At 33.6% G+C, this 25,851-nt stretch carries 26 protein-coding genes; 8 read left to right on the top strand and 18 right to left on the bottom strand.

The genetic code is table 11. The features are described 5' to 3' along the window. Positions 1 to 207 precede the first annotated feature (207 nt). From FLACOL7796_RS07620 to FLACOL7796_RS07595, 6 genes are all read right to left on the bottom strand, one after another. Positions 208 to 1,581: a serpin family protein gene (locus tag FLACOL7796_RS07620; RefSeq protein ID WP_173970216.1), complete on the bottom strand. Its 1,374-nt coding sequence runs from the start codon at positions 1,579 to 1,581 to the stop codon at positions 208 to 210. Between the two features lie 8 nt (positions 1,582 to 1,589). Further along, the gene (locus FLACOL7796_RS07615) at positions 1,590 to 3,578 is read right to left on the bottom strand and encodes a phospholipase D-like domain-containing protein (RefSeq protein ID WP_173970215.1); all 1,989 of its coding nucleotides are present in this window, start codon (positions 3,576 to 3,578) and stop codon (positions 1,590 to 1,592) included. A gap of 292 nt (positions 3,579 to 3,870) precedes the next feature. After that, a complete protein-coding gene (locus FLACOL7796_RS07610; protein ID WP_173970214.1) occupies positions 3,871 to 4,293 on the bottom strand; it encodes an organic hydroperoxide resistance protein in 423 nt (140 codons plus the stop codon). Position 4,294: 1 nt separating this feature from the next. Further along, a complete protein-coding gene (locus FLACOL7796_RS07605; protein WP_173970213.1) occupies positions 4,295 to 4,729 on the bottom strand; it encodes a MarR family winged helix-turn-helix transcriptional regulator in 435 nt (144 codons plus the stop codon). A 29-nt stretch (positions 4,730 to 4,758) separates the two neighbouring features. Further along, positions 4,759 to 5,391, bottom strand: coding sequence for an NAD(P)H-dependent oxidoreductase (locus FLACOL7796_RS07600; protein ID WP_173970212.1), 633 nt, complete (start codon positions 5,389 to 5,391; stop codon positions 4,759 to 4,761). Between the two features lie 257 nt (positions 5,392 to 5,648). Next, on the bottom strand, positions 5,649 to 5,771 hold the full coding sequence (locus tag FLACOL7796_RS07595) for a fasciclin domain-containing protein (protein ID WP_394367905.1): 123 nt from the start codon (positions 5,769 to 5,771) through the stop codon (positions 5,649 to 5,651). 492 nt (positions 5,772 to 6,263) lie between these two features. Here FLACOL7796_RS07595 and FLACOL7796_RS07590 point away from each other — a divergent pair, with 492 nt between their 5' ends. Beyond that, the gene (locus FLACOL7796_RS07590; protein WP_173970211.1) at positions 6,264 to 6,878 is read left to right on the top strand and encodes a class I SAM-dependent DNA methyltransferase; all 615 of its coding nucleotides are present in this window, start codon (positions 6,264 to 6,266) and stop codon (positions 6,876 to 6,878) included. Positions 6,879 to 7,044: 166 nt separating this feature from the next. Here the strand turns inward: FLACOL7796_RS07590 and FLACOL7796_RS24885 are convergent, their stop codons facing one another. The 5 genes from FLACOL7796_RS24885 to FLACOL7796_RS07565 all read right to left on the bottom strand — a co-directional run bounded on the left by FLACOL7796_RS24885 (position 7,045) and on the right by FLACOL7796_RS07565 (position 10,780). Continuing rightward, positions 7,045 to 7,185, bottom strand: a complete 141-nt coding sequence (locus tag FLACOL7796_RS24885) for a DUF1016 N-terminal domain-containing protein (protein WP_173970210.1) — start codon at positions 7,183 to 7,185, stop codon at positions 7,045 to 7,047. Continuing rightward, on the bottom strand, positions 7,137 to 7,388 hold the full coding sequence (locus tag FLACOL7796_RS07580) for a DUF1016 N-terminal domain-containing protein (RefSeq protein WP_173970209.1): 252 nt from the start codon (positions 7,386 to 7,388) through the stop codon (positions 7,137 to 7,139). The genes FLACOL7796_RS24885 and FLACOL7796_RS07580 overlap by 49 nt, the downstream gene beginning before the upstream one ends. 438 nt (positions 7,389 to 7,826) lie before the next feature. Continuing rightward, the gene (locus FLACOL7796_RS07575) at positions 7,827 to 9,017 is read right to left on the bottom strand and encodes a hypothetical protein (RefSeq protein ID WP_173970208.1); all 1,191 of its coding nucleotides are present in this window, start codon (positions 9,015 to 9,017) and stop codon (positions 7,827 to 7,829) included. Between the two features lie 35 nt (positions 9,018 to 9,052). Then, positions 9,053 to 9,940, bottom strand: coding sequence for a helix-turn-helix domain-containing protein (locus tag FLACOL7796_RS07570; RefSeq protein WP_173970207.1), 888 nt, complete (start codon positions 9,938 to 9,940; stop codon positions 9,053 to 9,055). Positions 9,941 to 10,090: 150 nt separating this feature from the next. Beyond that, on the bottom strand, positions 10,091 to 10,780 hold the full coding sequence (locus FLACOL7796_RS07565; protein WP_173970206.1) for a hypothetical protein: 690 nt from the start codon (positions 10,778 to 10,780) through the stop codon (positions 10,091 to 10,093). Between the two features lie 337 nt (positions 10,781 to 11,117). On the opposite strand from FLACOL7796_RS07565, the gene FLACOL7796_RS07560 reads away from it, so the two are divergent. The 4 genes from FLACOL7796_RS07560 (at position 11,118) to FLACOL7796_RS07545 (ending at position 15,582) form a co-directional block, all read left to right on the top strand. Further along, complete coding sequence (locus tag FLACOL7796_RS07560) at positions 11,118 to 12,812, top strand: helix-turn-helix domain-containing protein (RefSeq protein WP_173970205.1); 1,695 nt, start codon at positions 11,118 to 11,120, stop codon at positions 12,810 to 12,812. Between the two features lie 77 nt (positions 12,813 to 12,889). Next, positions 12,890 to 13,741, top strand: coding sequence for a TonB-dependent receptor domain-containing protein (locus tag FLACOL7796_RS07555; protein WP_173970204.1), 852 nt, complete (start codon positions 12,890 to 12,892; stop codon positions 13,739 to 13,741). 34 nt (positions 13,742 to 13,775) lie between these two features. Further along, a complete protein-coding gene (locus FLACOL7796_RS07550) occupies positions 13,776 to 14,972 on the top strand; it encodes a hypothetical protein (protein WP_173970203.1) in 1,197 nt (398 codons plus the stop codon). 163 nt (positions 14,973 to 15,135) lie between these two features. Further along, positions 15,136 to 15,582, top strand: coding sequence for a PepSY domain-containing protein (locus FLACOL7796_RS07545; RefSeq protein ID WP_173970202.1), 447 nt, complete (start codon positions 15,136 to 15,138; stop codon positions 15,580 to 15,582). 145 nt (positions 15,583 to 15,727) lie between these two features. Here FLACOL7796_RS07545 and FLACOL7796_RS07540 read toward each other — a convergent pair whose 3' ends face one another. The 4 genes from FLACOL7796_RS07540 to FLACOL7796_RS07525 form a co-directional block, all read right to left on the bottom strand. After that, entirely contained in the window at positions 15,728 to 16,873 is a 1,146-nt protein-coding gene (locus FLACOL7796_RS07540) for a PepSY-associated TM helix domain-containing protein (protein ID WP_173970201.1), read from the bottom strand. A gap of 5 nt (positions 16,874 to 16,878) precedes the next feature. Continuing rightward, positions 16,879 to 19,461: a TonB-dependent receptor gene (locus FLACOL7796_RS07535; RefSeq protein ID WP_173970200.1), complete on the bottom strand. Its 2,583-nt coding sequence runs from the start codon at positions 19,459 to 19,461 to the stop codon at positions 16,879 to 16,881. A gap of 132 nt (positions 19,462 to 19,593) precedes the next feature. Then, on the bottom strand, positions 19,594 to 20,520 hold the full coding sequence (locus tag FLACOL7796_RS07530) for a FecR family protein (RefSeq protein ID WP_173970199.1): 927 nt from the start codon (positions 20,518 to 20,520) through the stop codon (positions 19,594 to 19,596). A 106-nt stretch (positions 20,521 to 20,626) separates the two neighbouring features. Then, a complete protein-coding gene (locus FLACOL7796_RS07525) occupies positions 20,627 to 21,193 on the bottom strand; it encodes an RNA polymerase sigma-70 factor (RefSeq protein ID WP_232067319.1) in 567 nt (188 codons plus the stop codon). A gap of 173 nt (positions 21,194 to 21,366) precedes the next feature. Between FLACOL7796_RS07525 and FLACOL7796_RS24790 the strand changes: the two genes are divergently transcribed. After that, positions 21,367 to 21,498, top strand: coding sequence for a hypothetical protein (locus FLACOL7796_RS24790; protein ID WP_262889156.1), 132 nt, complete (start codon positions 21,367 to 21,369; stop codon positions 21,496 to 21,498). Positions 21,499 to 21,655: 157 nt separating this feature from the next. Here FLACOL7796_RS24790 and FLACOL7796_RS07520 read toward each other — a convergent pair whose 3' ends face one another. Beyond that, complete coding sequence (locus FLACOL7796_RS07520; protein WP_173970198.1) at positions 21,656 to 22,048, bottom strand: response regulator; 393 nt, start codon at positions 22,046 to 22,048, stop codon at positions 21,656 to 21,658. A gap of 78 nt (positions 22,049 to 22,126) precedes the next feature. After that, positions 22,127 to 22,444, bottom strand: coding sequence for a hypothetical protein (locus tag FLACOL7796_RS07515; RefSeq protein WP_173970197.1), 318 nt, complete (start codon positions 22,442 to 22,444; stop codon positions 22,127 to 22,129). Positions 22,445 to 22,806: 362 nt separating this feature from the next. Here FLACOL7796_RS07515 and FLACOL7796_RS07510 point away from each other — a divergent pair, with 362 nt between their 5' ends. Both FLACOL7796_RS07510 and FLACOL7796_RS07505 read left to right on the top strand, forming a co-directional pair. Then, a complete protein-coding gene (locus FLACOL7796_RS07510) occupies positions 22,807 to 24,144 on the top strand; it encodes a hypothetical protein (protein WP_173970196.1) in 1,338 nt (445 codons plus the stop codon). A 13-nt stretch (positions 24,145 to 24,157) separates the two neighbouring features. Next, entirely contained in the window at positions 24,158 to 24,571 is a 414-nt protein-coding gene (locus tag FLACOL7796_RS07505) for a hypothetical protein (protein WP_173970195.1), read from the top strand. Between the two features lie 517 nt (positions 24,572 to 25,088). Here FLACOL7796_RS07505 and FLACOL7796_RS07500 read toward each other — a convergent pair. Continuing rightward, positions 25,089 to 25,757 carry a hypothetical protein gene (locus FLACOL7796_RS07500; RefSeq protein ID WP_173970194.1) on the bottom strand — a complete coding sequence of 223 codons (669 nt, stop codon included), beginning with the start codon at positions 25,755 to 25,757 and terminating at the stop codon, positions 25,089 to 25,091. Positions 25,758 to 25,851: the final 94 nt, after the last annotated feature.

Genomic DNA, 25,851 nt, shown 5'->3' with positions numbered 1-25,851 from the left:
TTCTCTTTATGTAAATCATATAAAAGATATATGATTTACTCTATAGATCAAAGGAACAAATACAATTCAAATGCTACAAGTACAACTTTATCTTGTACCTTTTTTGTACCTTATATTCAATACGAAGATTTGTATTTATTGAAATAGCTAAGCTTACCCAATACCCGTGGAATTGTGTTTCAATATTCAAAAAAGAAAGGCTTTTTTTTATCTCATATCTATAATGGGACGCAAGCTGCCCAACATGGAAGCATCATACTTTAGGTAGGTAACATCACCTTGTGATAATTTCTCATATTCCACCTGAAACCCTTTCACGCTGGTATAACCACTTGATTGCAGGTAATCAATAAATTCAGATGCCGATGATAAGTCCGTAAAATACAATTTTACATGCTGTCCATAATAATTTAGGTATAGAGAGTCTGTAAGGTTTACAGGATCAGTAATGATTGAATACAATTTAGGAAGAAGTTCGTGTTGCCCCACAAGTTTAACGGGTAACTCGGTGATTCCCCTATCATTTAACTGATAATAGTTAATTTTATCATCAAACTCTCCTGGGGTATTCTCACCAGATCCAATATCGCGATAAAGGTAGGTGTAGCTCAGCTTGCCTTTAACATCTCCTTTAAAAATATTGGGAAGGGTCATATAAACTTTATTAATTAATATCTTGGAAGGGTCTGTAGCAAATACATTGTCTTTGAACAATCCTTTGAATTTTAAAACAGGTACAGTATAATTGTTGACAGTTTTAAATATAATTTCCATATTGATATTATCATCAAGATCCTTATTGGGAACGCCGTTCTGCATTAAGGAGATTTCTTTTCTATTGAGTGATCCCTTTGAGATAATAACAGTATTGCTAAGAGCCATAGCCTCAGCAGTTGTACGGCTGTTAGAGTAACTTGCCCCAAGAGTTGAGGTATTAGAGCTTGTAGTACCATTAACATCTGTAGTGGTTCCACTATTACCCGTTGCAACACTAGTGGTATTAACAGCTCCTGTACCTAGTATGTTAACCCCTGCATTTAAAGTAAATCCAGTAGTTCTATTTAATGAAACAGTACCGTAGTCAATAGTATAAAATTTGGTGGAGAGCTGTCCAAAACCGCTGAATTCCACCAGGGTATTATCATCGAGTGTAAGCCACATAACCAGTTTGGCAATACGCCCATGAGCTATCTGCTTATTATTCACTACAATCTCAACTTTCTTTGAAAATTCAATTCGTTTAAAATCTACAGGTATCTCCGTACTTGGCGATGATTCTAACAATGTTGGAATTGCCTTAAGCAATTCAGGTAATTCTTTAGATTTAGAATTAACTGCCTCTATAAAAGCCTTTTGTCCCTTATCACTAAGGGTAAATATGTTGCGTTTTGTTACCTCTGCAAGAGTTCCGTTATACAAACTGGCATCAGGAACATTATTTAATGTGACCTCTACAAACTTATTTTGAAGGTTATTAGTAATTATATTTTCAGAGAGTATTTTCCTCTGATAACGGGCTAATTTTGTTTGAGCTGTTCCCAGGACAGGAATAAGCAATAAGAGTAAAAATATCTTTTTCATAATTTATATTATTTGATACGAATTAATTTTCCTTTCCCTACAGCGCCTGTTATTGCATTTCGTATATTTACTTCTCCCAAGTCACTCAGTACAGGGCATAATCCTATGGTTTTGATATCGGTATACCTAATAGGGTTTTCAGAGGGCGGCTGGGTAAAATTTCTTGACAATATCCTCCAGGCCCCTGCCTGCTCATGGATAACCACTACATAAACAGACTCAAGATCAAGTATCTCTAAATCAAAGTCCGCAGCACTAAAAGCCTTCAGTTTTGCTATATCACTAATAGGATCTAATGGGGAATTCAGAAAATACTTTCTGCGTTTCTCTTTGTAACTGTTAGAATTAAAATGAGATCTGGTCCAACTACCATCCTCAGCCAGATAACCTTTGTTTTTACTGGTGTCAATATGGGAATTATCGAGTTTTCTTTTCAGATATCTCACGTAATGGTGATCAAAAATTCGCATAAACTCTCCAAAGTAGATATCCGCAACACGGGTATCCCCCACTATTACTAACATGTTCTCATCGTTGGATCTTTGAGAAGGCTTACTAAAGTTAGCCGAGCCGGTAACCACAATTGGATTATCACCCAAAGGGTCCACAAGCATAAACTTATTGTGAATGTAATCATTGCTATTAAGGGGATTATCGCTGAGCTCACTCAAGAAATTGGGCCAATTATTTTCTGTGAAACTGCTCCCCGATGCAAATATAACATCATGGTCGTTTCCTATAATTTCATTTTTACCCAGATCATCATCTTTGACAAGGTAACGAAGCAAGTCACTTTCTTTTTGTATAACCCTTTGGAAGGTCTCATCAAGATTAAAGGCAATAGTAAAGCAAATGATCTGCCTGGCGCTATCCATCAGACTTGCATACCAATCCAGAGTGGTATTTTCATCTTTCTCATCCCTTGGGCTGAAAATCGGGATAATAGTTCCTTTCTTTAATGGAAGCTTGGGAAGTGTAAAGATATTTTTATGCTTCTGGCGTAAATCTTTAATGCTTATGTTTTTACTTAAAGCCCCCCAGTAATCTTCATAAGCTTCTGCTACAGCCTTATCACGCACAATATGCCCCACATTGGAATGTCCAAATATACCCCCGGGGGATATATTTACAGAACCGGTCCAAACAGCAATGGGCTTTTTATTATGCAAAAGAACTATAAACTTATTGTGCCGTATACCCTCGGTAACAGTTCTAGGAAAAGCATTTTGACTGTTTTGTAAACCGGCAAGTTTTAAATTTTCATAGTTTTCTTCCTTATAAGAACTCTCGGCATCATAGACAATTTTAACATCAGCCCCTGCCGCAGCGGCAGCCGCCAGAGCTTTAGCAACAGGCTGATAATGGAATTCATAAAAAGCGGCATACAAACCAAAATTTTCATTTTTAGCCTCCGCAATAAAATCAATAAGAGCCTCAAATAAACCACGCGAGAGCCATTTCATTTCTTTAGAATAAGGCTCCTTTGGATTGGGCTTTTGATTGCCAAACTCTCTAGCATACGCCTGGGAGCCAATTACGCCTCTGTTGAAATAAATATCATGACTGGTATTTGCTGTTAATTTATTCTCTTCCCCTGTTACCTTCTCCGTTATTACACTAATCTCCAAAGCATTGCCCTTATCTAAAGTAAGCAGTTTTGGTTTCCCGTAACAAGGCACAATACGATAAATGTAGTGATGGCCTTCTTTTGCTGTATAGTCTGACCACTGAAAGGATTGATAGGGATGCTCGGCGGTTGAAACCGGAGTGCCTACAGGCAGCCCTTTATCTTTATGCTCAAATCGCTTGAGACCTTTCATCCAGTATTTCTCCAGAACTTCATCATTTTTTAATTCCGACCTCTCAATGGCAAACCCTAAGAGATTACTTTTATCAAATGAATCAGGATCAATAAAATCCCATGCTAGTATTACTACATAGGTCCCTGCTATAGCACGACCTTTTAGTATTTCATTATTAACAATTTTTGTTCTCATATTAATTTCTTTGTTTTTGGCAACACTAAAATTAACACAATTAAACTTCTAAATCGCTAAGTATAAATACCTGTATTTAACTAACAAACAGAAACTTAACAATTTAAAAACAAAACAATATTAAGGAACAGCTATAACTGTTATAGAGATTGAGAAAGCCGAAAAAAGAAATGAGTTTAAGAATATAAAAAGGCAAGGATAAAACTTAGCTATAGATGCGAGGGGACCTTTATAAAAATAAAAAATCTGCATCCAAAAGGAAGCAGATTTATATAATTTAAAGAAATTAATCTTAGTTATTGGTCACTAAAAGCTTAACTTCAATATTAGATCTTGTCGCATTTGAATAAGGACAAATCTGATGCGCTTTTTGCGTTAATTCCTGAGCTTCTTCAATAGATACTCCAGGAATATTCACATCCAATTCTACAGCCAGACCAAAACCACCGTCTTGATTTTGCCCGATACTTACCTTTGCAGCTACCGAAGTTTCACCTGTTTGAGTTTTTGATAAACCAATAACGCGATTCAGTGCACTATCAAAGCATGCTGAATATCCTGCCGCGAAGAGCATTTCGGGATTGGTAAAGTCATCACTGGCTCCTCCTAAAGCTTTGGGCATTCTTACCTCAAGGTTCAAAATTCCGTTTTCACTTTTTACCTGTCCGTTTCTTCCCCCTTTTGCAGTAACGCTGGTTGTATATAATGTTTTCATTTTATTTTTGAATTTTATTTAAAATTTTCTGAACAGTTCCTTTGAGTTCCAATAGATCTTCTGTTGTTAGATTGAGCCTCTCCTGCATTTTTGCAGGAATTTCACACGCTTTTTGCTGTAAATTTCTGCCATTATCAGCTAAAAAAACTTCAACAACTCTTTCGTCTTCTTTTTTTCTTTTTCTAATGACAAAACCCTTAATTTCAAGTTTTTTTAAAAGCGGTGTTAAGGTTCCACTATCCAGATACAGTTTTTCGCCTATCTGATTAACAGTCAAGCCATCCTGCTCCCAAAGCACCATCATCACAAGATACTGCGAGTAGGTAATTTGAAGCTCATCGAGAAATGGCCGGTACAAACCAATAATTTCTTTTGCGATAACATAAAGCGGAAAACAAAGTTGGTTTTCCAATTTGGGAGCGTGGTAATTTTCCATAATTAATGACAAAAAGCAGAATTAAAATATTATTTCCTGATAATAAATTCCTCCATTGGAATTCTAACTTTCTTCATTTGGGAAAGCCAGTCGTTTTCAGTATCTCTGTAACCCAGATATAAAAGGGTAACACTTTTTAGACCTAACTCCTTAAGATCCAAAATCTCATCAACCACCTGGTTGCTAAAACCTTCAGCCGGAGTAGAATCAATTTTCAGCTCGGCTGCCTGAGCCATTGCCAAACCTAATGCAATATAGGTTTGTCTTGCTGTGTGGGCAAAATGCTCTTCAGGAGTTTGCGCTGCGTAGATTTGCTTGATTTGATCAGTATAACTGCTGAAACGACCTCTTGGTAATTCTCTTACATCAGTGTGATGATCATAGACTTTATCGATTTTCTCATTAGAATAACTCTCCCATGCGGCAAAAACCAACACATGAGAACAATCTCTCATAACTTCTGGATTTAATGCGCCTTTTACCATTTTCTCTTTCAATTGCTGATCTTCTACAACAATCACGCGAAAAGGCTGTAAACCAGATGAAGTTGGAGCCAGTCTTGCAGCTTCTAAAATTTTATTTAAATCTTCTTCTGCCACTTCTTTTGTTGAGTCATATGCTTTTACGGCATGTCTCCAGTTTAAATCTTCTATTAACGACATTCTTTATTATTTTATTAAATTAAACATCTGATTCTTAAAATTATTTGAATCAAAATAATAATGCAAAGATACAGAATAATTAAATTGTATACAATTTAATTTTACAACATATATTTTGAGTAAAATCTAGACTATTTGTTTCCATTCCCAATTGTTGCTAAATAGCGGTTAAGAAAAATTACTTTAACTAAATCACCCTTTTACAAACTTTCTAAATTTTATTTTTTAATGCCTGCTTCAATACAGTTTTACTATAATTAATATTTAGGTAATAAAACTTTGTCAATTACATGAATTATTCCATTTGAGCATTGCACATCTGTAGCGACAATAGTATTTACTCTGCCAATGGCATCGGTGATTTTTGCATCATCCGTCAGGCCAATTGTAAAGTTTTGTCCTGCAAAAGTACTTACATCCTGACCATTTGTTCGAGCTAATTACTGCACATTTGCACTGGCTACATGATACTTTAAGTTGTTTCAAGAACATTTCATGGAATGTCAGGAAGTTCTGGAAATCCAGTTTCGGCTAAAGGATGCATTTGTAGAAGCAAAAAAAGGTATAAGAACCCGAAGAGTTCAATGTGGCAGTGTGACCTGCTTTTTCCAAAGCAGCAACCAAAAAGCTAAGATTAGAATTTGCTTTGGTAATTGATACGATTATTTGAGGTTGCTCTCTCCATTGTTAATTATTACACAATTCCCCTTTTTATGGCAGCTTGAGTTGGAATCAATCAGATTTCCGCTTGATTCAGTCCCTATTTTGATTTTTAATTTTTATTAAAAATAGTATTTTAGCATAAATTAAGGCAGTTCCAAACTGCTCAGAGCAGAACAATTTAACCCTGCATTTTTTAAGTATTTATAAATATGGAAAAAACATCTTTAAACAGAGAATCTTATAACAAGATTATACCTTTGTGGGCCTCCGTCAGAAATACTGCTCAGGTGAACAGCCTCATTATTGATTTGACGCAAAAGATTAAGCCAAAAGGGAAAATTCTTGATATAGGCTGTGGTACAGGCAGGCCATTAGCAGAATATTTTGCTGATAAAAATTTATCAGTTACTGGAATAGATCTCTCTGAAAATATGATCACAGCAGCACAATCTAATGGAATCAGAAATTCACGTTTTTTTGTTTGTGATTTTTTTGATTTTTCAAGTGAAGAAAAATTTGATGCGGTAATTGCATGGGACTCTCTGTTCCATTTTCCAAAAGAGAGACAGAAAGACATTTATCTTAAAGTTTCAAGTTTACTGTCCCTTGGAGGATATTTTCTTTTCACACATGGAAAAGAAGAAGATGAACATACAGACCAGATGTTTGGTGAATCATTCTATTACAGCTGTTTATCAAAAATAGACGTTCTGAAATTAATGGAAAATTCAGGCTTTGTAATTAAATATTCAATTGAGAATTTTTCAGAACATAATGATACCAGGGACTGGGTGGTACTGGCAAAAAAAGAGTTCGGGCTTTAGTGGGAAAGTTTTTTTGCGCAATTAAAATTATAATACAGTACTTGGTTTTAATTTAAAATAAGTAATTACTTTGTACCTGTAAGAGCACCACACCTCTACTCCATTCATTTTCAGCCGTTTCAACTCTATAAAAACGCTCTTTCTTCCAGATTTTTAATTTGGTTAATTAGCTTATATGATGATACCATGTAATTTGTGCAAGTGACACTTGCACAATTGAAAAATCAGGGTAAGCCTGAGAAAAAGGGCTCATGTATTTTAGATTTCGAACAGAATAACTTCTACTTTGAGGAAAATTACGAGCCAAGTCAGTAGCAAAAGATAAATAATTTTACTTCCCCAGCTATTCTGTAATTGTTTCTCTAGGATAGCATTTCCTATTTCCCAATAAAATGTAAGCATTTCAGCATTGACTCTAAAAGCAGTTTGAGTTTGGTCATGTTTTATTTTATTTAAAATAAATTTTAACCAATTTATGTAATCACTGCTTTGTATAATTTCATCACTCATACAAAACGAATAGTTAGGTTACTGGCATATATAACTAAATTTTTTATTGTTTTTTTTTTAGTAAAGCTCTCTATGACAAGCCTTTTAACAAGTTACCTTGTTTTAGCTCCCTCTTTAGACATCTCAACTCTTCTAAAAGGCTGGGTGTTTATATTTCCCGTTTTCTAGCCTTGTAAAGGCTTTGCCCTTTACGATTCCAATATCTTTAAGCGTATTGATCGTCACACGATACCTGCCAATCCATGGCTGAGCCTAATAGCATTACAGACATAAAAGGTTGTATGGGATATAAAGGATTTAGATCTCACTTTACAATAGCGACACTCTCTTTTTTTTCCTTTTTTGCTATAGAAAGTTAAGACTGTCCGTTTTTAGTATTTTTAAATAATTTATCCCCTTAAAAAACTATTTCATCTACAGCAGCAGATTGAAAAAAAATTAGAATTCTTCTATATGCTTTATGATACGCTTGAGTGTTTTAATGGCAATTTCCTTATCTCTATCCTCAGGGGTATAGGATTTGCTTCTCATAGAATTATAGGATAAATCTTTTTTCTGTGAAGAAGAAAGATAAGGTACAATGGTTTTGAAAACGCAGTTCAGGGATCTGGCCTTTAATATTCTTGCCTCATCCCCTGCTCTTAATATGAGTCCCATCTGATCTATAGACAGGGCGCACTCTACCTTATTATCTGACCGTACATTTTGGTCCGGCTCACTGATGCGCTGGGTCTCTGGCAATATTTGGATTTTTCGCTCCAAGTAGGCAATTTCGTGCCTGAACCAGTTCTCCAGAACGTATCTTATGTTTTCCCTGGCGGGATCAAAACTTATTTTTTCATTGAATAATAATTGGCTAAACTCTTTATGATAAAGCACTAATTCGTTTATTTTACCCTCTAAAGACTCCTGTAAACTAAGATGGTTTTCAATTCGATCAGTAAAGTCCATAATGTAGGGAGGATAATTAAAGTTCATCTCAATGAGTAGCTGATCCATTGCTGAATAAAAGCCCGAGGAGTCAGATATATCTACAAGGGCATCTAAATATTTTAAAAGCTCTTTTTGATAGAATATTTCCCGATAAGTAATCTTGCGCTCCGGTTTATCTGCAATTGAATTATTAATAGCGTTAAACACAATTTCAATTAGAGTACCAGCTGTAGTAATTTGCATTTTTTTATCTTTAAGCGCTTGGAGTCTCAGTAAAATTTCTTCTCTGGAAACTATAAGGTAGCGCAAAGGAACCCTCTCGTCAAGACTTAGGTAATGCGCATAACGGCACTGGATAAAAGATAACAATTCATACAAAGTATCAATTACCACATCTACAATAGCTGCCATAACTCCGGTAAGAGCCAGATGATTTTTTTGATATTCGATTACCTTATCGAGCAAATAAACAAAAGAAGCGTGGTACTTTTGAACCAACAGACGGATTTGCCTTTTCTGGTGTAAAGCAAATACTTCATTTTTGAGTTGAATTTGAATCTTATGCGATTCTTTTGAAAGATTATGAGTTATTAAAGCTAAATCTTTCTCTGAGAGATCACCGATATTTGTTTTCTTTGGATCTAAGGTTTGCAATATCAATGAGTCTATCCATTCTAAGGGATATATAGTAATCATGATAGTATGGTTTAATGGACATAATGCAATAAAGTCTAAAGGTTTTTAATTCTTCCCACTGCGGCTCTACGATACTGGGAGGGCGACATAGCGGTATATCTTTTAAAAAAGTTACTTAATTTGGAAAGATTGCTGAACTCAAAATCCTGGGCGATGAGTGTAATTGATGATGGTGAGTTTTCCAGTACATTTTTAATCTCGTTAATAATCGCCTGATCAATAAGATTTTTTGCAGTTTTCCCTGTTACCTTTCTCACTACATTATTAAGATAACCCCTCGTTACAAATAAAGCCCCAGCATAAAACTTCACACGATGCTGTTTTTTGCAATGAATGGTCAGTATGGTAAGAAATTGAACCGTAAGGTTCTCGGGCCTGCTTATCTTAATTGGATTTCCTGTTGAATACCTGTTAAAAATAAATTTTAGCTCGTGTAAAAACAAGTTAAAACCAATACGCTGTAACTCTAAATTCTCAACACTTAGCTGGGTATCTTTATTTACAAAATAAATCAGTTTATAAATCAGCGAGAGTACCTGAAAATCTTTGTCTTCAAGGGTTATTTTGGACGAATATTCTCCTAGTAAAAAAGCAAAGGAGTCCACTAGTTCTTTCTTCAGGCAATTTTCAAATGCAAAATCAGATGTAAAGCAAATTAAATACAATTGTAGTTTTCCCTTTACTTCAAGGATCCTGCAATAGGAATTTTTAGGCAAGACCATCAGATCACTTGCTCTAAGTTCACTGGTAAACTCTTTTATCCTGATTTTAAACTCTCCTGATTTTATTAAAATAACAGCATAATTGCGAACTAAAAAGGATTCATCCGAACTAGTTTTAACTACATATTTCTTGATGACGTATATATCCAAACCCTCTTTGGGAAAGTCCTTTAATTCTGTATTGATGAGATCCTTGATCATGTGATGATAATTTCATGAAAGAATAAAAAAGATAAAAGATGTATTCCATGATTCTACATTTTACCCTCAAAGAACTTTTCCATAAAATAATTTTAGAGTATTTGTGATGATTCTCTGTTTGTTTTATGGGTATTAACTTCGAAATAAAATTTAGTTAAGCATACTAAGCATCGCTATTACGCAGATAACAGCAACTTGATTTGTCTCAAAAAAGGGTTTACTGTTTTTGTTTGCTCCTGATTTATCCCAGTCACGATCCTTGCGCTCAGCTGCCGAATAAAGTGAATACCTTGAAATCGATGTTACCGTTAATATCGTTTCTTTGTCATCCTCGCTAAAGGAGCTGTCCGAGGTAACTGTATCCTCATAGTTCACTATGTAGCTGTAAGTAATGGAGAATTCTAATTCTCGCTTCTCAATTAAAGACTGTAAAAAGTTAATCAGACTTATTTTTGAAGCGGTGCTAAGTGCACTATTTTGCACAATTAAAATCATGCTCTGATCAGGATCAGCCATGATGGACTCCACAATTTCATCTGTAAAGGGTATTATACTTTTATTGGTACTTGTCCCTTTTAACTGCAATGACAAAAACCTAATTTGCTGGGTCATCTCCTCTATAGAGTTGGGATACTCATTTTTCTGCCAGTAGAGTGTTAGCTCATCATAATAGCTTTCCCCTTTGAAGTCAAAAGGATTTGCGGTATTCTCCGGATTTGGTAAATTTTCCTTTGATTTAATTATTGTACTTATCTTGTTTTCAGATGCATTAAAATCTGAATCAGTGGAACAGGAAATTAAAAGACATAATAAAGCGCTGCATAATGATACAATTTTCATAATATAGGATTATTTGATGTGAATGAGAATTGCTTCTCAGTTCATTTCATCCGGATTAGCGGAACTTATATCGGGCACGATGCCAGATCTTTTCGCTATTGAATTCATGACAAAGCTATCTTGTGGAAAAATTCCCCGCAAGACAACTAGTGTGGATTTATTGAATATTCACTATGGATTTATTATAAATCCATATTCCTTTTTTAAAACACAAACAACTAAAATTCAATTGTTTACACTAAATTTGAAACAGATTAAGATAAAATTTAGTGCAATGGCTGTTTGGAAGTGATACTCATTTGATTTACAGCCCAATATAGCCCCAAACTATCCTATTATGAATCAAAATCAAACACTTGCAATCTTCCTATTGCTTTGTCACTTAATCTTAGCTCAACAAAAAGAGCATCAAATACCAGACTCTTTACAAAATAAGAGTTATGATTATCTCGATGATAAAGCCTACACATTAAAAAAAGACACATCAAAAGCTATTGTGTATTTAAACGCCTATTTAGCTAAGGCAAAAAAAGAACAGAACTGGAAAGAAATCGTCAATGGTTATCGCAATTTATCCAACCAGACTTCTGATAAACTTACTCTTATATATGCCGATAGCGCGATATATGCTGCAAAAAAAACAAACAATAACACTGTAATCGGGTCTGCTTATTTATCCAAAGGCATCTCTTATTATGCGCTAAAGCAGCATAACTATGCCTTGGATAATTATATTATTGCAAACAGTTATTTAGCTAATTCATCCGACAAATACCTTATCCATAAATTAAAATACCATATCGCACTGGTCAAATACTACCTAGGCTATTATGATGAGTCCATTTCATTACTAAAACAGTGTATTTCTTATTTCAAGAATGATAATCCCCAGCCCTATTTGAATTCAATGCATTTCTTAGGAGTTTGTTATAACAGGATAGGAGAATATGGCCTCTGCGATGAAACCAATATATTGGGACTGGCAGAATGTAAAAAACTAAAAATTACTGAAATGGAGGTTTATTTTATTCATTCCCAAGGAATCAATGATTACTTTAAGTTAAACTACACCTCGTCTATTAAAAATATTGAATCTTCCATTGAGGGATTAAAAGAAAAAAATGACTTCGGAAATGAATCCGTTGGTTATTTCTACATTGGTAAAAGTTATTGGAAAATGGAAAAGTACGAAAAGGCGCTACCCTATTTTAAGAAAGTAGATCAGCTCTTTATCTCCAAAGGTTATCTGCGTCCTGATATACGGGAAGTGTATGAGCTACTAATCGATTATTATAAGACTAAAGACAATCCTAAACTGCAATTGTATTACGTAGATCAATTGCTCAAAGCCGATAGAATGCTCAATGAAACCTTTCATTATTTAGTTGGAAAAATAAACAAGGAATACAATACACAGGAATTGCTCATTGAAAAAGAAAATTTAAAAAAGGAGCTATTTATAAAAAATCATAAATATTCAGTTTTGATTGGTTTTACTTCCCTGCTTTTTTCCGGATTTCTTTTTGTCAACTATCGAAACTTTAGAAATAAAAAGTTTTACAAGAAACGATTCGAAGAGCTGATCTTGGAGATTAATAATTCGAAAAACAAAATAAGGACTAAAGAAAAAATTCAGAAACCGGCAATGCCTAGTATTAATAATGACACAGGTGAAATTATATTAAAACTTTTAGAGAAATTTGAAAATGAAAAAAAATATCTAGAAAGAGATTGGAAACTCTCTGGTCTGGCTACTTTTTTTAATCACAATCCAACTTATCTTTCTGCTATAATTCATCAGTATAAAGAAAAAAGTTTCAACCGATATATAAATGATCTCAAAATAGAGTATATAATATCTCTACTCTCCAGTAATAAAGTAATTCGTAACTATACCAACAAAGCACTGGCAGAGGAAGCTGGTTTTAGTAGTACTGAACGATTTGCTAAAGCTTTTAAAATAAAAACCGGAATGCCTACTGCTTATTTTATTGAGCAAATTAAAAAAGAAAATACTAATGCAAATTTATAGTTATTAGGATAAAATGATAGTTTATCATAATTTAAAAAAAGCAATAAAGCTTTAAAATATTCAGTATTTTTCACGGTTTGAATCCCGCTGGGGTCACTTACATCAGAGAAGCAGTATTTTATAATGCAACAGGTTATAAAAAAGAAGAATCTGAACTTACTAATAATTATTTTGGATATGGTACAGCTTTAAGATATAAGTTTACTGAAAACAGCGGCATCAAATTTTCTTTTGAACATATCTATAGAATTCCAGAAGTTGAAGAATTATTGGGAGACGGTATAAATATCCTTGCAAATCCTAAATTAAAGCCGGAAAGCAGTGATAATTTCAATCTTGGTGCTTATTATAAATTCATGCTTCAGGATTATCATTCCGTTTCTGTTGAGGCAGGCGGTTTTATGAGAAAAGCCGAAGATTTTATTCTTTTACTTCCTGGAGGTATTTTTTCTACCTACAGCAATGTTGGTAAAGTAGACATCACAGGCATTGACACCGATATTAAATACCACTATAAAGCATTTAATGCCTCTCTTAATGCAAGCTATACCAATTCAATAAATAAAGACAAAGCTTCTTCTGCTTATTTAGACAGGCTGCCAAATCAGCCTTGGCTTTTTGCAAATGGCAGTGTTGGATATGGAAAAGAAAACTGGTTAGGAAAAGATACTAAAATTCAGTTCGACTGGTATTCACAATACATTCATTGGTTCTATCTAACGTGGCCGAGCAAAGCGTTTGAAGCTGGTAAAAGCAGAATTCCAACTCAGTTTATTCAAAATGCAAGCATCAGTTATTCTTTAAAAAACGGAACTTATAATATCGCACTAGACTGTACAAATATTTTTGATACTGAAGCATTTGATAATTACAAACTTCAAAAAGCCGGCAGAGCTTTTTATATAAAACTTAGATATTTTATTAAATAATAAATCACTTAAAAATTAACTTAAATACACAATAATGAATACTAAATTAAAATTCTTGGGTCTCTTATCTATAGCAATTATGGGACTTGCTTCTTGCAGCAATGACGACAAAAAAGAAAATGATGAAACTACAACTGGAGAAGAATTTGTTTTTGCTGGAGGCGTAAATAATCCATCAGCTAATTATATGCTGACATCTGGAACATTGACCAGCGGATTTACATCTGCAAATGGTAATGGTGCAGAACTAACAGGAAACGGCAGATTATTTAAAAATGGGTTTTACTACAATTTAGCTAACGGAAAACTTTCTAAATATAAATTTGAGAAAAACCTGCTTAGTTTATCAAAAGAAATTACATTGGCGGGTAATGCTTTATGGTCTTATTGGTTAAATGATACTACTCTTATTGTATGGAACGGAACTACTTCTGCTCCAAGCGCAGATCTTACTTACAATATTGTCAATACAGATGATTTATCTGTAACAAAATCTGGAACTTTGACCGTTACAGGTTTACAGGCTACAGATAAGGCAATTTATCTTTCGGGCTGTACTATAAATAATGGCAAATTATATTTACCCTATGTTGTATATCATTCAGGATGGACAAGTACTTCTGTGGCTTATCTAGCATCTGTAGATTATCCTTCAATGAGTAATTTAAAAATTGACACTGATACACGTTCTGGTGCATTAGGTACATTTTCTACTTTGATGGGAGGTACAATAAAATACAATAATGATCTTTATATTATTACTGACTGCGGTGACCGCTGGGGCTCTGTTAAGGATAAACCAAGTGCTATTTTTAAAGTAAGCAATGGATCAACAGAAATTAATGCTGATTATTTTTTTGATTTAACTGCTATCAGTGATGGAAATAAAGAATTCTACGGTCTTTACGATTTAGGAAACGGAAAAGGAATAACGCGTCTTGGAAAAAAAGATGTTCTTTTGACTTTTGCAGACTATAACGGATCTGATGTGTTTGAATATTATGTTGTTGATGTAGTAGCTAAAACTAAAACAAAATTGAATCTGCCATTAAGTCAATACGTAAGCTCTTCTCCTGTTTTGGTTGAAAATGGTAAAGCTTATATTTTAGTGTCAACTAAGGCAAATAGTAGCTTTGTTTATACTTATGATATAAATTCTGGCAGCTTGACAAAGGGCGTTGAAGTAAGAGGTTTAGATTATGTAAACTGGATTTCAAGATTAAATAAATAAACAATTTATACTAATTGATTTGAAAAAGGTCGGGGGCTTGAATTTCCACCGGCCTTTTTTCAATAAAAAAACTTTGTAAATGATTACAATCATAAGAGAAGTTATACAAGAATATCAAGCAGTTAACTTTTAATATGCTTATATTTTCTAGCTACATAACTAAATGAGAAAAATTCTAAATAAAATACATTTATGGTTCGGACTTGTGACCGGACTTGTTGTATTTATAAGTATGCTGGATGCCAGTATTTTTGTTTGGGAAGAAGAATTATCTGCCTGGTATCATAAGGATAAAATTTTTGTACCTCAAGTTAAAAATACTATTTTGCCGCTTGACAGCCTATATAAGAGTATAAGGATAAAACATCCATTGGCAGATTATGCTATAATTGACCATGATCCAAAAAAAAGCTACGTTTTTACCAGTTATGAGGAAAATACAGTATCGCATTGGACAGCGGCTTCAGATTGCAAAAGTTACAGCAATATTTATATTAATCAATATACAGGCAAAGAATTAGGAGAGGTCAATTTAAGATACGATTGGATATTTGATCTAAGAGTACTGCATGAAAATTTGCTACTTACTTATGATGGACTTGCATCATAATTTTGTAATTTATTAGATTTAATTATAATATTTACATTTCTCTTTTTTCTGCAGTCCTGCGTTATGGTTTTTACAATCTCATGTGCTAATAAATAGTGATTAAAGTAAAAAACCTTATTCAAAAATTAGAATAAGGTTTTTCTGTTTATTTTTTTATACTGTTTTTATTTTTACGCCCCCACCAAATTAAAAATCCGGTAATAGGTAAACTGGCACATACCAGACTGGCAAAAAATGCCAATATTTTCCCTGGCAGGCCAAGGATGCTGCCTACATGTAAATCGTAATTTAGATCTCTAAATTTTTCTCCTGTATTCTTATCGTCATACGTTGTAGTTTTTAGAATCTTACCTGTATATCGATCAAACTCAATTGATACATCACCAAAACGTGTTTTATGCCCTGCAAAAGTAAAAATAGTCGCTAAAGAATCTCCTGCTGCAGGTACTGACATATAATAATATTTGGCCTTTGGATACAATTGATTAGTGATAGCATACACTTTATCAACAGGTGTATGACAAACATAGTGTGTCGTATCAGATTCTACAAATTCATTTTCAAACGTTTTTCCGCCATTAAGCACCCATTGTATTCCGTTATCATAACATTCAAATGCCCAAACTAGTCCGGTAAGCGCAAGGATTAAACCAAAAATCATCGTATAAAATCCAAATATATTATGCAAATCATAATTTTTACGTTTCCATTTAGTGGAATCTTTCCACCGAAACCAAAAACGTTGTTTCGCTGCACTTTTGTTTTTTGGCCACCAAAGAATCAAACCTGTAATTAGAGAAATAATGAATATAATAGTTGCTGTACCTACAATAGGATCACCTATGTCTCTTTTTAAACAAAGTGTTTGGTGCAGCATTCGTATAAAAACAAAAAATTCAGAATTATACTCTTCTGTTTTTTTTACAGTTCCTGTATAAGGATCTATATAAATGGATATACTCTGATAACGATTCCAATACCAAAGCGCATCCCTGTCCAGTTCTTCAGAAAAAGAAACAACTGCAGTACGTTCTTTATCATTAAACATTTGGCATCCCGAAAGTAATTGTTGAGGATTAGCTTTATTGACCTCTTTTGCAATTTCTATTAATTGGCTAACGGGTAATTTTTTATTCTTTACATTATCTACGTAATAATAATCATGAATTATTGGGCGTAATTCTTCTTCAAAAGAATACAAACAGCCCGTAATTCCAAGTATGATTACGATAATACCAGAACTTAAGCCCAGCCACAAATGTATTTTTTGAGCAATCTTTTTAAACGTCATTATAATTAGAATCTAAATGAAGTACTTAAAATGAATTGTCTTAGTGCTTGTGGATTAGCAACCGACCAGTATTTTTGATTCGTCATATTATTACAGGCAATCCCAAAACGCCATTTGTTCTGGTCATAAAATACCGTTCCGTTTAATAAAGTATAAGAAGGTATAATAACCGTATTCTCTATATTAAAATACGATTGATCTACAAAATTTCCACCAAAACCAACACCAAAATTTTCTATTTTTTTACCAGGCTGGAATTTATAACTTAACCAAAAATTGGCAACGTTCTCAGGGTTACTGGTTACATTACTTTCAATTCCTGATTCAGATTGTTTGTATTTATTTTGATTAAAAGCATAACCTGCAAGCAAATTAAAACCTGTAAATGGGTTTGCTACTAAACTTACATCAAATCCTTTACTCTTTTGTTTTCCATCCTGAAACGTATATTGATTACCATCCATTCGAACAGCATCTCTTATATCAATATTATAATAACTTAAAGTTGCAGAATATTTATTATCAAGGGTATTAATCTTTATACCGGTTTCCCACTGAGTACCGTATTCCGGTTTTAAAACAAAAGTAGAACCATCAGGTTGTGTAACTGGGCCTAAATTTGTAAAACCGCTCATATAATTTGCAAAAAGGGAAACCTGATCTTTGATAGGCTGATAAATTAATCCAAATTTAGGGGTAACGGCTGTCTGACTGTAACTATCATCTCCCCCCTCACTTGTTTTTCTCACATATCGGTCTAATCTCATACTAAGAAGTACCATTAGTCTGTCGGTTACATTCACAAGATCCGAAACATAGGTAGCATAACGATTTATTCTATAATTATATCCGTATGCCGTACCAATAGCTTTATCTGCTTGTGGTCTTGTGTATAAAAGTATTTGCTCTTTTATCGAAATTGTATCCCCAACTCCTCTGGCTGTATATCTATCCTGAGATTCTTCGGTGTAATCAAGTCCCCAGATAAAACGGTTTCTTATACTTCCTATCTTAAAATCTCCCTTTAAATTATGCTTAATATTAGTATTTATGGTTTTAAAAGGTCCAAAAACACGCATCCCTCGTTTAATACTGTCAGCACTAATAAATACACTCTCTGCCTGGTAACTTTTTTCTACATTTTCATTGTTTACAGATACATTGGTATAAGAAGACCATTCCTTCGAAATCTGATATTTTGCCTCAAAGTAAGTACGAAAAGTATTGGTTACCGCATTAAAATCATCTGCAAATAATGTTTGTTTATAGTTTAATGGAATCTGATTTACGTTCTTTAAGTTTAATACATCAAAGTCGAGAGAAGTTGGCCGTATTAAATCTTCACGGGTTACCTCCATGTCTAATGACAAAAACAATTTATCACTTGCCTGATAGGTGATACTTGGAGCAATAGCAAAAGTGTTTTTATGGCCTGTGTTCAGGAAACTTTCTTCTTTGTTTAATGCTGCGTTTATTCTAAACAATACTGTTTTCTCTGAATTAAGAGGCGTATTTATATCTGCAGTAATACGGTTCAATGACCAGGATCCAACCGAATATGATATTTCACTACTAGAGGTTTCGAAAGGTTTTTTAGTAACCAAATTTACAGCTCCTCCATACGAAGAAACGGTATTGCCAAACAACGTTGCAGATGGTCCCTTAAGAACTTCTATACGCTCAACATTTACAGGATCTACTGATGATCTGCCTCCTGCGTAATACTGTAAACCATTTCGTGCACCAACGTCTGCAGAAAATCCTCTTATCGTAATAGATGTTCCTCCGGCAGGCGTAATGCTACTTACAGCGCCCGGAATGTTTACCAGTGCACGAGTAATATCAACGTTTAATTGTTCTTTCATTAGCGAACTATTAACCACATTATAAACTTGTGGATTTTCCAGATTTTTTAATGGCAGTTTAGAAACATAATCACTTTTTCTTTCTGCAAACCTGTTTATTTTATTACCGTTAACTACTACTTCTTTGAGCGATTCGCTTGTTTCGCTTAGTGTAAAATTAATTTTAGTAGTGTTATTTGCTAAAATGGTTATCGTTTTCTTTTGTTTTTCTAAACCAAAAGAATTGGTTAAAATAATATAGTCGCCTTCTGGTGCAGCGAAACTAAAAAAACCATTTTCATCAGAAGTTGCACCGTAATTAGTGCCTTGCAAAATTACCGAGACAAAAGGTGCCGCATTACCTTCGGAAGTAGTCAATTTACCTGAAACTTTACCTTTTTCAGCCTGACTTTGCAGGTTTATGGTATTGTTACGAACACGGTAATAGACTTTATTTTCGCTGAAAATTTCATTAATTACTTCGCTTAAAGGCTTTTTATTAAAGCTTTTATTTATAATCCGGTCTGTTTTAAATACAGTTGGGGTATAAGAAAATATACATCCCGTTTGTTCTTCTATTTTTGTAAGGGCATTAGCAATAGTTTCATTTTTAAAACTCAAAGTAACTTCTTTGTCTAAAATTGCATTTTGGGCAGTTATATTCTGGGCATTAAAGCATAATATAAGGAACAAGGTGATCTTTAATACACGCGTATAGCATGTATTTATTACGTTATATTTCATATTTTTGTAGAAAATGTTTATTTAATATCTTTTGAATGACATTCTGCCAGTATGTAGTTTGGACGCCGCATACTGGCTTTTTTTTATATTTTTTTAAGTACTGTATTTATTTCATTATTCTTTTCTTTTGGATTAATAAATTGTAATATGGTTTCCTTTTATCTCGTATTTAAACTTCAATACAAAGCTTAAATCATCTATAAGATTATTGATACCGGGATTGTTAAAGGCTCCTTTGTATATTTGTTTTTTTAATGCGGCATTCTTAATCTCAATTTCGACACCATACATGCGCTCTATTTTATGCGAAATACTTAAAAACGATTCATTATTAAAATAGAGATAACTGTTCATCCAGCCTTTGTAATATTTAGTATTTACGCTAGTTTTTGTAAGGCCGTCATTATTTAATACTACTTGCTCATTAGGCAATACAATAATTGGTTTTGACAAACCTTTTAAATCTTTAAAACGGACTTTACCTTCGTCTAATGTTAATGTGTTATCTTCATCAGCATAAGCAGATAAATTGAATTTGGTTCCCAAAACCGTAGTTTCTGATTTTTGCGTTTGTATCATAAAAGGATGAAGACTGTCTTTGGCAACTTCAAAATAAGCTTCCCCTGTAAAGGAAACGATACGATTATTCGATGTAAATTTCTCCGGAATTTTTAGAATCGAATTGGCATTCAGATAAACAACAGTACCATCACTTAAGGTTATGTTTTTCATTTCGCCTGCCAATGTCTGACAAACAATAATTTTTTCAGGACTAGGTGCTGTATATTTAAAGATGGATAAACACATCAATAAAGCAATGCTTGCGGCAATAGCCCAAGTTGTTTTTTTCTGAAATATGCTTTTCTTTCTTTGAGGCTGAACTGCAATTACTGCTTCGATTTTGCCCCATAATTTTTCTTCCAAAAAGGCAGAAGCAGGTATTTCCTGTTCGTCTTCTGTTTGGTCATTTTCATTCAGCCATTGTTCAATAATATCCCTTTCCTGATTGGAACATTCATCATTGGCATATTTTTCTAATAATTCCGGGGTTACTTTCATTTCGCTTTATAGCTTGTTCAATACTATAGTCGAAAAAAAAAGAAGGCAGTCCTACTCTAAAAAGAAAATTTATAAAAATATTTTTAGGTGAACTATAATGCAATTTTTACTGCACGAAATTTGCAGGTATTTTTTCTCTTATAAAATTCAGTGCTTTCGTAAGATGATTTTTTACCGTTTTGGGTGAAATATTTAAATTCTCTGCTATTTCAGAGATACTCATTTGCTCTTCTCTGCTAAGACGATATACCTTTTGACACTGGCAGGGTAAATTTTTGATTGTAATTTCTAAATCCTGTTCAAGAAATTTATGTATCGATTCGTTATGTTCCAGACATTTCTCGTTAAACTCCGGATGCTCACATAAATCGCAGTCAACAAGAATTTTATGTTTAGCAGAAGCAAGTGATCTATAATAGTCTATGACTTTTAATTTTGCTGATTTTATCAAATAATGCTCTATAGAAGATGTAATTATCAATTCGTTTCTTCGATTCCATAATGAGATAAAAATGTCCTGCACCATTTCTTCGGATACTTCTCTATTGGCAGTTTTTCCATAACAAATAATGTATATTTTTTTCCAATAGTCTTTGTAGAGACTTTCGAAATCAAGGGTATCATTTAAATTATATGTTCTAATTTTATCTTTGATAATACGATTATTTATCAATTTGCATTCTTTATGTTTATCAATTATAAACTATCAAATACTTTTATTTCTGCAAATGTAAGTAATAAAATATTATTTAGATTGATTAAAAATTATATAATTATTTTCTAAATGAATTCTTTTTATTCCTAAGAATTTTTCTCTAAATCTCTTTTATTATCATAAGAATGTTTTTGATAAATGTTAATCGGCTTACTGCTCCTGATGGTAAATTTAGCCTTTTGAAGCAAAAAGGACCTGCTGACTTCGAAGCAGTTTCTGAAGCACTTGGAGGTAGTTTGATATTTGCTGGAAAATTAAGATAATGAATACAATACATTGATTTCTTACTATATAACTAGTGAACAATCAATTATAACTAAAAAAAAAGAATCTGTCCAAAAGACAGATTCTTTTTTTATATCACACGTATAGTGGTTCCGAAATTTTAGAAAAAATAATTTCGTATTCATTACAATTTTTTCAGGCTTTTTCAGACATAATTATTTTTTGCAGGGACTTGAAAAGCTTTCTGAAATTCGCACTCTTCTTTAAAAACTGCACTCTGTTGAATTTGGTCAATGCTTCGTCTAACATAAGTCCTGAATTTCGGCAATAAAGTACAACTGGAATTCCTTTTAGACGTTTAATATCCCGAAGTAATGTAAGAAATCCATTTCCATCAAGATATAACATATTATAATCCAAAAAAATTATATCTGGCAATAATTTTGAATCCTGAAGCTTTTTTAGAGCTTCAAGTGCGCTTCCTTCTACTGACGATCTTATTTTATGACTAATTGCATTCAGGACTAATACAAAAGTCTCTGCATCATCATTTATATCGTTGACTAGTAATATATTTTTGTATCTCATTCAAATATTTTTTTACCCAAAAAAACTCTCCTTTTAGGCCGTTATTGTCTTTAAATTCAATGCAATTTTATTTAAATGTTAATAATTCCAACCAAAACGTCCTTCTCTTATCTCCACTTTTGCGCGTTTATCATTTAGAGCGTCAAACCAAAAACTGCCTGCGATAATTGACTTTGAGATATCCAAATGTGTTATTTTCAATTCACCAGTCACTATCTCATTAGTATAAAATAACTGACTCTCTGCGGAACTATAAACTCCTAATGCTCCTGTTAGTTCAGGGGATATGGTAAATGTTTTATTCAATTTGTAAACCCCTCCTTCTTTTACTTCAACTTTTCTAAGCATCACTACGACCATTTCATTTTTTTCATTTCGATGATCTGCGAAATTCAAAACGAAATACTCTTCTCCCCCTTCAATCTGATAAAAACAATTTACAGAAGGGTTAATACCGCATTGAATATGTCCTTAATGTAGATCATTTGTAAATGCACACAGTTAGTTTTTCCTAATTTCACTTGCATTTTAAGACACTCGTAATAAACAAATTATTTCAACTATTTAAAATAATTATAAATAACAATCAAAAACCATATTATTTGTAAGAATTTATTATTAATTTTGATCATTGTTAAACACTCCTGATTTCATTATTCTATATTGTACTGTACGCATGGCCAACGTAATCCAACAATAGAAACAGAAGTCAGAGCAGGTTCACTATTTAAATATAATTATTAATCCTCTGGAAATTTATGAAAAAAACAATACGTAAATCCATTACTTTCCTTACACTGGGCACCGCAGTATTCTTTGCCTGCTGTCAGAATGATGAAATTGGAAAATTAGAACAGGATTCGGCCGTATCTGATGCAAGGGAATGGCTCGAGAGCAATCCCACTTCCCTAGAAGCCCTAAAATATGCAAAAACCATCAGCTGGGAAAATGCTATAATACTGAACAACAATGGAGAACAGGCAATCGAAGTGCCTCTGAAATTAGCGGAGGGAGCCACTGCCAATGTTGTGCAAGACGAAGATTTCAAAACCTACATGCGTCTACTGCTTATCAAAAATGCTGACAGTAGCTATAAGGTTTTCGATATCGTCTACACCACAAAAGACAATGCTTTCAATAATGAGGACAAAACCTTTAATATTCTTACTTTAGGTTCAAAATTTTCGGGATATATCACAATCCAAAAAAATGACAACAGCATTGCGTACTCGGCTGAATTTGATAACGGCGAATTCTCAGGCCTTCACAATTACAGTGTCGAACCAAGCACTACCAACAGACTGGTTTGCACCTATTATGTGACGGTTGGCCCTTACACAACCTGCAGCAATTGGGTATGGTATCCTGACTATACCTCGCTACCAGGAGGGAATCTTCCTCCAGGATACATGCCGGGAATAACTGGCCCGCTTTGGCCCAACGGCTATCCCTATCCCCCTATTGATCCCTGTGCAGCAGCAGTGAAAGCGAGCGGTGTGGCTGCAAATGCAGGATTTGCCAGCGCGAGAGATGCTATTGCAGCTGCAGGTGCTGCTGACGGAAACGAACACAGCATCACTTTGGGAACACCGGGTGCATCCGGTACTTACACCAATTCCGCTATCAGAACTAACGGAAATCCAAACGGCGTCTCGGTAAACGAAAGTCTTGCAGGCGCTTTTGCCGCAATCCACAACCATCCCAACAACACTGCATTGTCCTCAGGCGATATTTATGCCGCTGTGACCCTTAACACAAAAAATACTGCCTTCTCCACTTCATTCATAATTACTGGAGGGGAAACCTATGCTATAGTCGTTAACAATCTGGCACAAGCACAGGCTTTTGTAAAGCAGTTCCCGCCAGATTTATCGCCGAATTATCCGCCTGAATTTCCGGATGCTATATTTAACCCGATTTTTAATATAACTTCAGAAATTGGGAATTCTATTGATTCCAAGACAGCGGCCATCGGGTCGGTTCTGGATCAGAATAATGCAGGAATCACGCTAATGAAACTGGGGCCTGACGGCAAATTCACCAGAATAAAAATACAGAAAAACCCAAATGGAACCTATTCCTATGTCCCATGCTAATAAAATAAAAAATATGAAAAACACAATCAGAATTATATCCCTTTTCGTGATCTTATTGAGCACAGGCTGCAAAGCGCAACAAATGGTACAAACTCCTTCCGATGCCTATAAATTAAAGACAAACGAGCAGCAGTTCATCAACAGGCCATTAAAAGACCTGCTTAAGGAAATAAAGCCGGAAATAAAACTGGTGACAGGAAATGTGGATTATCCATCTTTTTTCTCCTTCCGCTTCATAAGCAGGGAAGAATTGAGGAAAAAGACCGAAAGTGAAAATACCTTGGGATTATACGTTTACGTCAAGGAAACTTTGGACTGGGACTTCGATAAAAGACCTCAAGGAAAAGAATTTGAATGGTCTAAGGAAGACCTTGAAAAATATGGAAATCTTACCGTTACCCGAATTAAGGTAATCGGCAAGCCCTAATACAAATTTTTTCAATAAAACCTCAATCCATTGCATGGATTGAGGTTTTAAGTATTATGCAATTTGCTTTTATCACCACTGCAACTAAAATATTGGCAGGTGTTTTTTTAATTCATAGATAAATACGACATGAAAAGAGACCACATTAAATTTTCTGAAGTGTATTTTTGAAAATACGACCTATCTAAAAAAAACCTTGGATATGTCAGGAAAGATGGAGCTTTGGAAAAACTTACCTTCCATTCCATTTTTGTCGGCATGCTTATTTTTTGCCATCGAATTTAATTCATATGCAATTAAATAAGATCTTCGATTAAATCATTCTCCTACTAAAAAGAAATGCATCAGACAGATCATTATCAATTGGGATGTGAGATATCACCAAAATTAATTTAATCTATAAAAATTATGATAAATGACAGATGATAAATCTATGTGAGATAATTTAGAACTGGTATTTTAAAAAAAAATTAAAATTTTATTACAATATAGCTAAAAAGAAATCATAAATAATATTTTACTTTAATTCCAAAGACAATTCATTTATAAATGCCAAATACAAGTCTAAGAAATTCGTAAAATCATCTGTTGGTATATCAGGATCTATTTCGCCAGTAACTGTTTGGGCGACTCCTACCATAACTAAATCTTGCATTGATTTTGCTTTTTCTATCAATACCTTATATTCATTTTTGTTAAAATCGTATTTAAATACGTGACGATATCTTATAGGGAAAGTTTGTAAGAAAATGTGAATTTCATAAAAAAAACGTGCGCTAAGTTCAACTTCTTTTTTATTTTCCAACCTTAATTGTTCGGTGTTGGTATTTACGTCTAAATTTGCTAAATCAACAACTTTTAGATGCAATTCAGGTAAATATAGAGTTACTCTATCATAGCAATCTAACCGTCTCACCAATAAATTTAAATCCTTATTGTCTTCTAAAGATTGATCACTAACTAATTTTGTTAAATAAGCTAATATAATTAAACTTGAAAGAGTTAAAATTGTATTAATCGTTCCTCCCATGTAATCTCCAAATGTGCCCCAAACGGCCATATCATTTGAAATAGTGTGATTCCAAAAATGATATAAAAAAACTATAATTGGGGCTAAAACTAATGAAATTGAAAAAGCAGATACAAACACAAATGTTTTATTTTTTTCAAAGAAGGATTTTGACATATTAAATTAAATTGTTTGGAATGCAATTATTTTGACTTCATATGGAAATGCAAATTTAGAAATATTGTTTGAGTTATCAAGCCAAGATTTTTTA

This window comes from Flavobacterium bizetiae, from assembly GCF_902804475.1.
GTDB lineage: Bacteria > Bacteroidota > Bacteroidia > Flavobacteriales > Flavobacteriaceae > Flavobacterium > Flavobacterium bizetiae.
The sequence above is the reverse complement of the archived record's forward strand: the minus strand, read 5'-3'. Positions and strand labels throughout refer to the sequence as shown.